Here is a 12,668-nt window from a genome sequence, read left to right as displayed (position 1 = left end):
TAGACACTTCCCAACCTCGCTTGGTACTGCTCTTCAAATCTTACCGGAGAAAGTCCATTGTTGTAACTATGGCGTCTAACCGGGTTGTAAAACATTTCGATGTAATCAAAAATATCTTCTCTTGCTTTTGCTCTGCTGGCATAGGTTTTACGTTTAATCCGCTCCCGCTTGAGTAGTTGGAAAAAGCTCTCCACTACGGCATTGTCATGGCAGTTTCCGCGCCGACTCATGCTTTGTTTGAGGTTATGTTCTTTTAAGAACGCTTGCCACTCGTAACTAGAAAATTGACTGCCTTGATCCGAGTGGATCATCACTGTCTGCTTGGGTTTTCGTTTCCATAAAGCCATCAGCAAGGCGCTGACCACCAACTCCTTATCCATTTGACCTTGCATCGACCAGCCTACAATCTGGCGGGAGAATAAATCCAAGACCACCGCCAAGTACAGCCAACCCTCATGCGTGCGGATATAAGTAATGTCCGTTACCCAGGTCTCATTAGGTTCTAAAACATCAAACTGCTGACCCAAGTGATTGGGGGCTGCCACATGAGGCTTACCAGTATGGTGCCGTGGTTTACGCTTGTAGCCTGTTTGGGAACGCAGGCCCTGTGCCTTCATCAATCGATACACCCGTTGCTCTCCACAAGCAATCCCCAGATCTTGCAGGTCATCATGGATCTTGCGATAACCATAGATGGTGCCGCTTGCCAGCCACGCTTGCTTAATTTGACCTACGATCATCTGGTTCTCATACGCTCGAGACGAGAGCGGCTCTTTAAGCCAAGCGTAATAGCCACTGTGGTGGACTCGCAAAACCTTGCACATCGTGCGGATGGCATGCTCATGCTGGTGCTTTTTGATGAAGGCGTACTTTAACCGGACTCCTTGGCAAAGTACGCGGCGGCCTTTTTTAGGATGTCGCGCTCTTCGGTAACCCGCCGCAGCTCCGCCTCCAGTCTTTTAAGCTTAGCTAATTGATCATCTTGAACTAAGCGCTGCTCGGCTGGAATACCATATTTATTAATCCAGGCATACAGACTATGGGGTGAGGTGCCCAGCCTAGCAGCCACATCTCGAACCCCAAATCCTCGCTCAACGACTTGCTTGACTGCCTCTAACTTGAACTCTTCAGTAAACCGTCTTCTTGTACTCATTACACACCTCCTAATAGACTAAATATTAGGCTAGAAAGTGTCTATAGAAGTGGTAGCGATTCACCCAGTAGCACTTGGAAGTGATTTACAACTGATCGTAAATCCTATGCTGACTTTGAATCACAACACAAATGATCAACAAGTTACTAATCAAGCTCAGCCATTACAGCTAGCTACTTACTTAGGGCCTGCATACGCAAAATACTTTTATGCTGGTATTGGGCCTTATTTTCAACTTCCAGCAACCAATATAAATAATGGCTCCAAACAAACAGGACTGGGGATTTCAGCGGGCGCTTACTTTACCCCAGACCATTGGGTCATCGGCGCGGTCGCTTATAACTCATGGGGTGTTGGTAGCAATATAGCTGGGGGGTCCGCCAATTTGTTCAATATTCAACCTAGTATTTCCTATACAACGGATGCTGCCTGGACTTATAACTTAGGTAGTCAGATGACTTATAACTATGACGCAAAGGCAGCCGCGAATCAGCTCACTTTAAGTGGTGGCAAAACTGTCAACCTGTTTGGCTACCATACTCAAGTTCAAGCTGGTCCAACCTATATGGTTACAACTACACCTACAAGTGCTAAGGGGTTTGGTGGATTTCTTGGCTTAACAGTCCTTCTTCCAAAGTAAGTGGCTTTATTTCAGCGTCCTTATGGATCGTGAAGTGACTAATTGCGGTGATGGACGCTTAGACATGAAATCGGCCATAAGGCGTCAATTAAATGCATGCCCACCTTAAAATAAAGCCTCTTAATAGGGCTGTACCTTTAAAAAATTATTTAATATGTAATTTTCTGATGCTAACATGAAAATTCTTTTAACCCATATCAATTCAATTATGAAAACTCGCAAGTCCTTTGGCGCTCTTCTATTGGCTGCCTCCTTTATTTTCTCCTCAATAGGAAATGCAGTTGCTTGCACTTCTCTGATGATGACGGATCTTAACGGTAATGCTTACCATGGTCGAACCCTAGAATTTAGTTCGATTATCCCAACGGCGATGACCTATTTTCCCGCTGGTACAAAAATTGAGTCTGTTACACCCTCAGGCAAGCAGGGTAAGACGTTTAATACCAAGTATGCGATTTTAGGAATGACCGCCCAAGCTCTTCCTACATCCAAGCAGGTAACTTTTGCTGATGGCATGAATGATCATGGCCTCAGTTTTAAAGTCAATTGGTTAAATTCAACCACTGGAATCCCTGTTACCGCGGAAGACTCCAAACTGTTATCTATTACTGATTTCGGATCATGGACCTTGGGTAATTTTAAAAATGTAGCGGAATTAAAAGCAGCTCTTGAATCCAAAGAAACAGAATTTTGGTTGCCAGTTATAAAAGACTTTAGCCCCAATCCATTTCCTCAGCACTATAACTTTGTGGATAAAACAGGAGGTAACCTAGTTATAGAGTTCACCAATAATAAGATGAATGTGTATGACAATCCTGTTGGGGTAATGACAAATGGACCTGATTTCCCATGGCATTTACAAAATCTGAACAACTATACGTTTACAAACGTAGATAAAAATACCGGTCAGTTAGGTAAGATGCCATTGGCAACTCAAGATTCTGGGATTGCTCTGACTGCATTGCCATCTGCACAAACATCACAAGGTCGTTTTGTAAAAGCAGCTTTCTATGTGAATTATGTTCGAAAAGGGAAGACTCCTGATGAAGCAATGAATCTTCTGGCCCACGTCATGAATAACTTTGATCGTCCATATGATTTAACCATTGATGGGGCTGGTGGCTCAGGTGACGGAATACGTGGCAAAGGTTTTTCAAGTGAAGTTACCTTGTGGACTACGATGAGTGATTTAAATCGTAATCAATATTATGTACGCAGTATTAATGCCATGAATTTTGCTGTGGTTGATATGAATAAGCTTAAGAGCATTAAGCAAATTAAGTCAATCTCAAGCTACGATGTAGATAAAGCAGGTGCTGATCTATTTGTTGTATTAAATCAGTAAATACGTTGATGAGTGAGAATAAAGCCACCTTCGGGTGGCTTTTGTTTGGATGTCTCCAATGGGTCGATATTTGCCTCCAGTAGCTAACTAGCTTGAATGACTGCTTTTGAGATTTCTAGAGTCCTTGCTGATGCCATTAATTCAGCGCAAAGTGGTATTCCCTTTCACACAAGGAGAATGTCATGGAACAGCTTATTGCAACTACGCATAAAGAACCCTGGAATAAAGGCAAACTGACAGGGCAGAAAGCACCGCTTAAGTTAAAAGATATTTGGGCCATTCGAGTTCGACTTCAACTCAATGGTAGCAAGCGAGATTTGGCTCTATTTAATTTAGCTATCGACAGCAAGTTAAGAGCTTGTGACCTGGTTAAGTTAAAAGTTCGAGATATCGCGACTGGTGACCATGTTTCATCTAGAGCCAATATATTGCAGCAAAAGACCCATCGACCAGTTCAGTTTGAAATTACTGAGCTGACAAGAGCTGCCGTAGAGCAGTGGATTTATGCTGATGGCTTGCGCTTGGAGGATTATTTATTTCCAAGTCGGATCAAAGAATCCCCTCATTTATCCACTAGGCAGTACGCTAGGATTGTCCATGGCTGGGTCAGCTCGATTGGATTGGAATCGGCTAACTATGGAACCCATACGATGCGTCGCACTAAAGTATCTTTAATCTATCGCCGCACTAAAAATCTACGAGCAATTCAGTTGCTGCTGGGTCATACCAAGCTGGAAAGTACAGTTCGTTACCTAGGTATTGAAGTAGATGATGCTTTAGAGATGGCAGAACAAACTGAGGTTTGAAATTGGGGCGGCTGCATTAATACCATTGCTGCAGTCTGCCCCTTACTCATAAGCGGACATTTGAAGGGTTTGGCTACCGCAGGCAAATATCGACCCATTTGAGTCATTAAGCCCTTTACATACCAATCGTATAAGTCGCCATCACACTGGTAGTAGACACTGCTTGAAATGGCTCTTGGCGGTAGATGCCATTGATACCTAAACGCTGGTTCTTCTCTACATCGTAATAAGCCCCAATAGTAGCGGTAGGTCTGGTTTTAACGGGATTAGTATTAAAGTTGATTGGAGTTAATCCAGTTACTCCAGTAGCAGAGTAAGTACCATTAGCAGTATTGGTATCAGTCTCGACACCAGCACTAGCGTATACCGTTGCCTTAGGAATAAAGCGGTATGAAGCACCTAGTCCTGCTAATGCGGTAGTGGCATTGGTATTGAGGGCTGAGTAAGTTAATGGCGCAGTGACAGTTGAAGATGTACCTTCGGTGTAGCCACCCATATTGTTCTGGGTATAACGCATGCCAACATACGGACTAACAATTACCTCTGGCAGGACTGCAAAACCATACTTGGCTTGTATCTGAGCACCTTGGCTTATCAAATTAGACGAGCCAGTACCAGGATCTGAAGTTCCCACTACTGAACGGGTCACAGTTGCATTCTTTTGCCCATAAGCAGCAGAGACCTTCACCTCCGTACCGGTACCATCCAAGCGCTCATTCCAAGCGCCAAACAGGCCGATCAATGGGGTGCTATTGCCTAACTTGACTGTGCCACCCGGACTATTGGTTGAAAGATTTTGATCTGCGTACGCACCGATTCGATAATTGGCATGGGGGCGATAGGCTGCGATGAGTAAACCACTAGTGTTGTTAATGCCCTCTGCTTGCACAGCAGTACTTCGACCACCAGCAGATATACATACATTATTAGCACCAAAGACTGCACAGTCATAAGAAAAGCTATTGGCTAAAACAGTATTTTGCAAAGTGTAGATGCCTTGTAATACAGAAGCGGTATTCACCAAAGATTGCTGGGTATCGCCTGTTCCTGCACTTAAGGTGAGATAAGCATTATTAGCATCGTAACTAAGTGATGAGTTCAAAGAGCTGTAGCTTGCTAGGTTACCTGAGAGGTTAGAAAACTTCCCTGTTAGACCAGCAGAGGTGAGAACTGTATAAGTCTTCTTAGCGTAAGTGCCACTAGAGGCATCAATAGTAAAGCCGCCCGCTACGCTTGCTGTTCCACCTACTGCTAACACGCTATTGGCAGTTGGGGTAATGGAGATTGATAAAGTACCGCCGCTGTTTTGAGTATAGTTACCAGCGACAGAGAGAGTTCCAATAGAGCCGCCGGGAGCTACTCTGCCGTTATTGGTGACATTACCACCAATACCACCATGACCAGCCAAAGCACCAGCTGCTTGCACCGTAACATCACCAGCCAAACGTGCTGCATTGTTTGCTTCTGAAGAGCCAACGCTTAAAGTGCCGCCTGCTACTGTGGTGCCACCGGTATATGTATTAACGCCATTCATATACGTAGTGCCAGTACCGTTAAAAGTCATTGCACCCGGGCCTGAGAACGCTCCAGATAAAGTGGCTGAGCCGCCTGAAGGTGAGGTAATTGTGCCGCCACTAGAATTAACTGCAAAAGCTTGATTGGAATTATCTCCATTAAGCAAAGTTAAAGTTCCACCCGCAAAGACGGGATTTAATGTATTACCAACAGCACTTAAATAGTTTCCAGAACTGGTAACGATGTTGCTAGAGGCAACATATGCAGGGAATAGCAAATCCCACATATTGGTAGTACCAGAAGTTCCTGCTTCTAGAACTAAATTATATTGATATCCGCCATAGTTGCCCGTGAGGCTCGATGGCGTGAACAAGCTTGCGCTTACACCGGAAATGACATCCAAATAGCTTGTTGACTTAACTAGTCCACTATAAATTCCAAAGTTAGTTGTACCAGCACCACCGTCCCAGCTAGTTACAGAAGTTGCAGCTAACTTGCCATAAGTATTTGCAGTAGAACCAAGAATAATATTGTAGTTTTGAGGGAGGTTTCGAGTGTAGGTTAACGGGGTCGTATCACCAGTGCCCTGTGCATTATTCAGAGAGGTAATTGTTCCGGAGTTGGAAATCATATTGCCAAATGGCGCTCGAATGCTCCCAATGTTTGTAAGCGCCCCAACAGTTCCAGTGTTAGATAAACCAGTGCTAAACGCAGATGAAATCTGACCGTTATTTATCAGCACTCCAATATCTCCTGCGTTAGTAATTCCAGTACCGCCACCGCCAATGGAGCCACCATTTGCATTTGTCAATACAGAAATAGTTGCACCAACACTGTTGGATAAGCCAGAGTTAAGACCGCTTAAAGTACCGCTATTATTTAAATTGTTAATGGTTCCCGAGTTTATTACCCCATAATGTCCGCCGGAACCAAAGCTTCTGATGAGGCCAGCATTATTCAAGTTTGTTATGGTGCCAGAATTATTTAGGCCATCACCTGATGAGCCTGAAATAGTGCCGCCTTGCAAGTTGTTTAGAGTTTGTATTGCCGATAAAGAGTCGACTGAGATTGCATAGTTGCCAACACCCCCCAAAATTGTGCCGGTATTGGTAAGAACTCCTATGCTTGAGACGCTGCTAATGCTTCCAGAATTTAAGTCAATTCCATTTCCATTTAGAGCTTGAATAGTTCCCGAATTAACTAGGGCATCAATTCTGGCGGCAGACCCCCCGAAGTTTGCGGTGGTAAAGTAAATTGCACTAGAACTACCCTGAATTATTCCTGAGTTATTCAGAGAACCTATCGTCGAGCCGTCAAGTAACATGATTGCATTGCTATTAGAGCTAGATATTGTTCCAGTATTAACTAAATTATTGATTGTCGTTATCTGAGTTATGGCTAGACCGGCAGAACTCGAAATAGTTCCGTTATTTGTAAAGTTGATAATTGTCCCTGAATTGATGGCGTTATCACCAGAGCTGCTTATCGTGCCATTATTTGTAAAGTTATTAATTGTTCCACCGTTAGAGACTGTGATGTCGCCAGATGAATTTAAGGTGCCATTATTCACAATGGTGTCAACAGTATTGCCCACTGTAATGTAGATTGGGTTACCAGGAATATCTATGGTGGAATTTGAGTTAATAATCAAGCTTCCAACAGATGCCGGGACCGTTGGACCCACCCAGAAACCGGTTGAAGTTCCATTGTTAAAGTTTATTGGTCCTGCAGGGCTAACGTTAATACTTCCGCCATCCCATGCAAAACTAACTGAAGGGTTGGGGGTATAAGTACCGAGGTCATTTCTAGTTATGGAGCAACTGGATGAAATTACTTGAGTAGGGTCACATTCGACACCAAATATGAGCGAGGAGCTCAATACCAAAAGTATTGCCAAGTAAATTTTGACTAATTTCATATAGATTCAGGGTGGTTATTATTTGCTGAGAGTTTATGGGATATTTGATAAAAAAACCTTGATCGCATAAAGTCTAAATTTCGAAACTAAAGCTATTGACACAAGTACGCTGCATTTGTATTCAAATCCACAGAGCTACAGTCCTAAGATTGGACCACAGGTGAGGTTTATTTAACACTCAAATGGCTGCTTTAAATATGTTTAACCAGGATTTTGGCGGGAATAGCATGATTTATATGCGAACTGCGACATAAAAGGGCGCAACCCTGCCTCTTACTGGTGTCTCTTAATGGCCGCTCTCTGCCGGTCAAATCTCTGAAAATTACATCTATTGAAGGGCTGAAGTTAGCCTGGAAGCTGCCGATCGCTAGGGCAAGCGATATGATCTCTATCTACAGAAATTAAAACCACCGCCGAAGCAAAGGTCAGTAAATCTTATTACCAGGCCTTAGCTTAAGTGTCTGAATTTTCAATAACTGGCTCTTGGGCAACTATTAGCGCTTTTCGACTTACGAGATATTTAACGCCCTTACTTCCGCAGTTTTCAGTATGAATCTGATTGGCTGATAAATAAAACACATCGCCAGCCAAGTAAATAGTTTTAATACCGCCCACATTGATATCAATTTGCCCATCCAAAACAAGTGCTTTAGCCTCGTAGGGATGAGAGTGTAAATCTAGAAAAAATGGAGGCTCTCGGGTCACCATTACTGGAGCTGGGAAGTCTTCTTTTTGAAGCATTCCTAAAAACACATCTTGATTCATTGGCTGGACAATCTTTTATTAAGGCTCCATTGTAATTGCGCCACGCCATTCTGATAAAGCAGCTGTACGAGCTTTAATTTCAATCACCACAGGCCATCAATGGTGCAAGCGAGTAAATAGAGCTCTATTTGCAGTAATGAAGGTATTTTTCTAAAATGTGGAATAAGACCAACCTTGGGTCTATTGGCCTACCAGTAAAAACAAAGGGTTACGCTTTAACCTGAGACTAACTTTATTGGCAGGAGACTGGCCTTATTGTCAGTAATCACGAATGTCAAACGGGCGAAAAATTATTCAACCGTAACGCTCTTTGCTAGATTTCTGGGTTTATCAACATCAGTGCCGCGTGCGCAGGCTGTGTGATAAGCCAATAGCTGCAGGGGAACTACATGCAGTATTGGTGAGAGGTTACCGTAGTGCTCAGGCAGCTTGATGACATTAATGCCTTCACTACTTGAGATGTGAGTATCTTGATCAGCAAAAACATATAGCTTGCCACCACGCGCTTTGACTTCCTGCATATTGGATTTAAGCTTTTCTAATAAGACATCATTAGGTGCAACGGTAACCACGGGCATCTTGTCTGTAACTAAAGCAAGCGGCCCATGCTTTAACTCGCCTGCTGGATAAGCTTCGGCATGAATATAAGAAATTTCTTTGAGCTTTAGTGCGCCCTCAAGTGCAATTGGGTAGTGCATTCCACGGCCAAGGAATAGGGCATTTTCACATTTAGAAAATGCCTCGCTCCAAGCAATAATTTGTGGCTCAAGCGCTAGTACTGCATGAAGTGCTTTCGGTAGGTGACGCAAGTCACGCAGTAACTCTTTTTCTTTTTCAGGGGATATTCTGCCATCGCGTTTAGCAATCGAAACCGCTAAGAGATAAAGCGCTAAAAGCTGCGTAGTAAATGCCTTCGTTGAAGCCACTCCAATTTCAGCACCTGCCTTGGTCAAGAAATGCCAATCGGTTTCACGAACCATGGCACTACTAGCCACGTTGCATATAGCCAAAGTAAAGCGGTGACCCAAACTCTTAGCATGACGCAATGCCGCCAAAGTATCTGCTGTCTCACCAGATTGTGAAACCACCACAATAAGTGTTTTTGGATTAGGCACAGTGGTGCGATAGCGATACTCACTAGCAATTTCTACTTGAGTCGGAATGCCAGCAATATCTTCTAACCAATATTTAGCAACACATGCAGAGTAATAACTCGTGCCACATGCCAATATTAAAATCTGCTCGAAAGCTCTCCAGTCTTCTGGCTTAGCTTCAAATAGTTCAGGGCCAAAGTCAGCGATATTAGCAAGCGTGTCGCCAATTGCTCTAGGCTGCTCAAAGATTTCTTTTTGCATGTAATGCTGATAAGGGCCGAGATCAACTGAGTCAGCTTGAGCTGGCATAGGCTTCAACTCTCTTTGGGCGACCTTACCAGCTTGATCAATTACCTCAACGGAATCAGCCTTGAGAACAGCTACATCACCTTCTTCCAAATACATCATGGAATGAGCGCGTCCTGCCAATGCCAAAGCATCAGAAGCTAAGAAGTGCTCATGATCGCCAATGGCAACCACTAGAGGAGAACCAACACGAGCGCCCACTAAAGTACTCGGGTTATCTTGAGAGATAACGCCAATAGCGTATGCGCCATGTAATTTAGGAAGCACCGCTCTTACCGATGCCGCAATATCTTTTTGGTCACTAGCAACATATTGCTGGTGAATTAAATGGGCGATAACTTCAGTATCTGTTTCAGAGGTAAACACATATCCAGCAGCCTTTAAATCTGAGCGCAGAACTTCATAGTTCTCAATAATGCCGTTGTGTACAACCGCAATTAAGTCGTTGGAAGTATGGGGGTGGGCATTTTGGGTATCTGGCTTACCATGGGTAGCCCAACGTGTGTGTGCAACACCCAAGGTGCCGAAAAAATCTTTACCTTGCTCACCTAATTCAGAAACACGTGCAGTAGTTCGAGCTCTTTCGATGGGGTGCTTGGCATCCTCACCATTAATGACCGCAAAACCACAAGAATCATAACCACGGTACTCTAGACGGCGTAAACCCTCAACCAAAACATCAACAATATTTTTATGGGAGGCCGCACCAACAATACCGCACATTATTTTTTACCCTTTGCAGTTTTCTTAACCGGCTTCTTGACGGCCTTCTTCACAGCCGTCTTTGATGCTGCTTTTTTTACTGGTTTCTTTTCTTGCTTGACAGGGCGCTGCCACTGTAAGGAAATTTGTTTTGCTCGAGATACAGTCAGTTGATTGGCAGGAGCATCTTTAGTCAAAGTTGTTCCCGCACCCAATGTGGCGCCACGACCAACACGCACAGGTGCAACCAACTGAGTATCCGAGCCAATGAAGACATCATCCTCAATAATGGTCTGGTGTTTGTTAACGCCATCGTAGTTACAAGTAATAGTGCCAGCACCAATGTTGACTCTGGAGCCAACAATAGAGTCGCCAACATAAGCCAAATGATTGGCTTTGCTATTAGCGGCAATTTTGCTGTTCTTCACTTCTACGAAATTACCAATATGTACATCGTTTGATAAATCTGCGCCAGGACGCAAACGAGCATAAGGGCCAATTAATGATTGATTGCCCACTTTTGCGCCGTCCACATGGCTATATGCATAAATAGAAACGCCTTTGCCGATCACGCTATTGCGAATCACGCAATATGGTCCAACCTTAGTACCAGCATCTAGAGTTACACAACCTTCAAATACACAACCAACATCAATTGATACATCAGTGCCGCACTCTAAGGTGCCACGTACATCAATACGCGCAGGATCAGCAAGCGATACGCCTGCATCCATTAATTGATAAGCATTATTGAGTTGGTGTACACGCTCTAATGCAGCAAGTTGATCACGACTATTGACACCAATAGTTTCAAACTCATCATCAGCTTGCGTTGTTCGAATCGGCACGCCATCTTTAACAGCCATAGCAATCACGTCAGTCAAGTAGTACTCGCCTTGTGCATTGCTGGCGCGTAAAGACTTGAGCCACTTCTTTAATGAGTTCGTTGGCAATACCATGATGCCGGTGTTAATTTCTTGAATCGATTTTTGCGCTGGCGTTGCATCTTTCTCTTCAACAATCTCTTTTACAGAGCCGTCAGCATCACGAACAATCCGGCCATATCCAGTTGGATTGGCAAGGTTTTGTGTGAGGAGCGCAAGTGCACTGTCTTGACCGCGAACACCATCAGCTAACTTCGCTAATTTGGCTAGCGTCTTTTTTGTAGTGAGGGGAACATCGCCATACAAAACTAAGGTTGGCTCTTGAAGATCTAATTTAGGCAGGGCTTGCAATAGCGCGTGACCTGTTCCTTTTTGTTCCGCTTGCAGCGCAGTGCTTACTTTGCCAAAGCTTGGATCTTCCTTGCTTGTGTTTAGCAAGAATGTTTTTACATCTGCTGCGCCATGACCAATCACTACAACGGGGCCAGATTTAGCCTTCTTATCCTGTAGCGAAAGAGCGGTATTGAGAACGTGTTGGAGCAGGGGTTTGCCTGCGAGAGTTTGCAGGACCTTGGGCAGAGCGGATTTCATCCGCTTTCCTTGCCCAGCAGCCAAAATGACGATATTCATAAAGGGGGATTATAAGTCCCCTGAATCATGGTTCCACAGGCTAATTCATCCAATTCAGCCTCATCAATTGCCCTGTCGCCAGAAGATCTAGCAGCAATACCCGCTAACTCGGTGGAAATCTCCAGATTTTTGAAATCAAAGGCTTCACCATCCATCAAATGGGATGGGACGATGTGATGCATAGAGCGGAACAAGTTCTCTACTCGACCTGGATGCTTCTTTTCCCAATCGCGCAGCATTTCTTTCATGACCTGGCGCTGCAAATTGGGCTGACTTCCACATAAATCACAAGGAATAATCGGGAAGTTCATATCTGCCGCATAACGTTCAAGCAGTTTCTCAGGGACATATGCCAAGGGGCGAATCACAATATGCTTGCCATCATCTGAGCGCAACTTGGGCGGCATCCCTTTTAGCTTGCCCGCATAAAACATATTGAGCATCAAAGTTTCTAGAATGTCATCACGGTGATGGCCTAAAGCAATCTTCGTAGCACCCAACTCATCGGCAACACGATACAAAATGCCGCGACGCAACCGTGAGCACAATCCACAAGTGGTTTTCCCTTCGGGAATCACACGCTTCACAATGCTGTAAGTATCTTGTTCTTCGATGTGATACTGAACACCTAATTTCTTCAAGTAATTAGGCAAGATTTCGGCGGGGAAATTAGGCTGCTTCTGATCTAAGTTCACCGCAATAATTTCAAAATTGATTGGTGCACGCTCACGCAGCTTCATCAGAATATCGAGCATGGCATAGCTATCTTTACCGCCCGATACACACACCATCACTTTGTCACCATCTTCAATCATGCCAAAGTCACCAATGGCCTGACCTACCAAGCGGCAGAGTTTCTTCTCTAGCTTGTTTTCTTCGAAGATAACTTTACGAATATCGCCCATAAGAG

At 44.1% G+C, this 12,668-nt stretch carries 9 protein-coding genes; 3 read left to right on the top strand and 6 right to left on the bottom strand.

Annotated elements, in window-relative coordinates; all coding sequences use genetic code 11:
- Positions 1-1,153 (bottom strand): IS3 family transposase gene (locus tag ICN34_RS03825; RefSeq protein WP_143742197.1). Its coding sequence is split into 2 segments (ribosomal slippage), with 1,154 coding nucleotides annotated over them: positions 1-913 and positions 913-1,153; the frame shifts between segments, so codons are not numbered across the junction. This gene is flagged as partial in the annotation.
- A 37-nt stretch (positions 1,154-1,190) separates the two neighbouring features.
- Here ICN34_RS03825 and ICN34_RS03820 point away from each other — a divergent pair.
- From ICN34_RS03820 to ICN34_RS03810, 3 genes are all read left to right on the top strand, one after another.
- A complete protein-coding gene (locus tag ICN34_RS03820) occupies positions 1,191-1,793 on the top strand; it encodes a hypothetical protein (protein ID WP_216120857.1) in 603 nt (200 codons plus the stop codon).
- Between the two features lie 175 nt (positions 1,794-1,968).
- Entirely contained in the window at positions 1,969-3,138 is a 1,170-nt protein-coding gene (locus ICN34_RS03815; protein WP_255538564.1) for a linear amide C-N hydrolase, read from the top strand.
- A gap of 182 nt (positions 3,139-3,320) precedes the next feature.
- Positions 3,321-3,944 carry a tyrosine-type recombinase/integrase gene (locus ICN34_RS03810; protein WP_216120855.1) on the top strand — a complete coding sequence of 208 codons (624 nt, stop codon included), beginning with the start codon at positions 3,321-3,323 and terminating at the stop codon, positions 3,942-3,944.
- A gap of 115 nt (positions 3,945-4,059) precedes the next feature.
- Here the strand turns inward: ICN34_RS03810 and ICN34_RS03805 are convergent, their stop codons facing one another.
- The 5 genes from ICN34_RS03805 to ttcA form a co-directional block, all read right to left on the bottom strand.
- Positions 4,060-7,377, bottom strand: a complete 3,318-nt coding sequence (locus ICN34_RS03805; protein ID WP_216120854.1) for an autotransporter outer membrane beta-barrel domain-containing protein — start codon at positions 7,375-7,377, stop codon at positions 4,060-4,062.
- A 453-nt stretch (positions 7,378-7,830) separates the two neighbouring features.
- On the bottom strand, positions 7,831-8,142 hold the full coding sequence (locus tag ICN34_RS03800; RefSeq protein WP_216120852.1) for a cupin domain-containing protein: 312 nt from the start codon (positions 8,140-8,142) through the stop codon (positions 7,831-7,833).
- Positions 8,143-8,432: 290 nt separating this feature from the next.
- Positions 8,433-10,265 (bottom strand): glutamine--fructose-6-phosphate transaminase (isomerizing), encoded by a 1,833-nt coding sequence (gene glmS / locus ICN34_RS03795; RefSeq protein ID WP_216120850.1) that lies wholly within the window; start codon positions 10,263-10,265, stop codon positions 8,433-8,435.
- Positions 10,265-11,758: a bifunctional UDP-N-acetylglucosamine diphosphorylase/glucosamine-1-phosphate N-acetyltransferase GlmU gene (gene glmU, locus ICN34_RS03790; RefSeq protein WP_072582627.1), complete on the bottom strand. Its 1,494-nt coding sequence runs from the start codon at positions 11,756-11,758 to the stop codon at positions 10,265-10,267. Before glmU ends, glmS begins: the two co-directional genes overlap by 1 nt.
- Positions 11,755-12,663 carry a tRNA 2-thiocytidine(32) synthetase TtcA gene (gene ttcA, locus ICN34_RS03785; RefSeq protein ID WP_216120848.1) on the bottom strand — a complete coding sequence of 303 codons (909 nt, stop codon included), beginning with the start codon at positions 12,661-12,663 and terminating at the stop codon, positions 11,755-11,757. The genes glmU and ttcA overlap by 4 nt, the downstream gene beginning before the upstream one ends.
- Positions 12,664-12,668: the final 5 nt, after the last annotated feature.

Origin of the sequence: Polynucleobacter sp. Tro8-14-1, from assembly GCF_018881655.1 — a bacterium.
In the GTDB taxonomy this organism is placed as follows: domain Bacteria; phylum Pseudomonadota; class Gammaproteobacteria; order Burkholderiales; family Burkholderiaceae; genus Polynucleobacter.
This window is presented reverse-complemented; position numbering and strand designations above follow the sequence as displayed.

Excerpts from the sequence above, each read along its gene's own strand:
- ICN34_RS03815 (WP_255538564.1), top strand. The coding sequence starts at position 1,969 with ATGAAAATTCTTTTAACCCATATCAATTCAATTATGAAAACTCGCAAG.
- ICN34_RS03810 (WP_216120855.1), top strand. The coding sequence starts at position 3,321 with ATGGAACAGCTTATTGCAACTACGCATAAAGAACCCTGGAATAAAGGC.
- ICN34_RS03805 (WP_216120854.1), bottom strand. The coding sequence starts at position 7,377 with ATGAAATTAGTCAAAATTTACTTGGCAATACTTTTGGTATTGAGCTCC.
- ICN34_RS03800 (WP_216120852.1), bottom strand. The coding sequence starts at position 8,142 with ATGAATCAAGATGTGTTTTTAGGAATGCTTCAAAAAGAAGACTTCCCA.
- glmS (WP_216120850.1), bottom strand. The coding sequence starts at position 10,265 with ATGTGCGGTATTGTTGGTGCGGCCTCCCATAAAAATATTGTTGATGTT.
- glmU (WP_072582627.1), bottom strand. The coding sequence starts at position 11,758 with ATGAATATCGTCATTTTGGCTGCTGGGCAAGGAAAGCGGATGAAATCC.
- ttcA (WP_216120848.1), bottom strand. The coding sequence starts at position 12,663 with ATGGGCGATATTCGTAAAGTTATCTTCGAAGAAAACAAGCTAGAGAAG.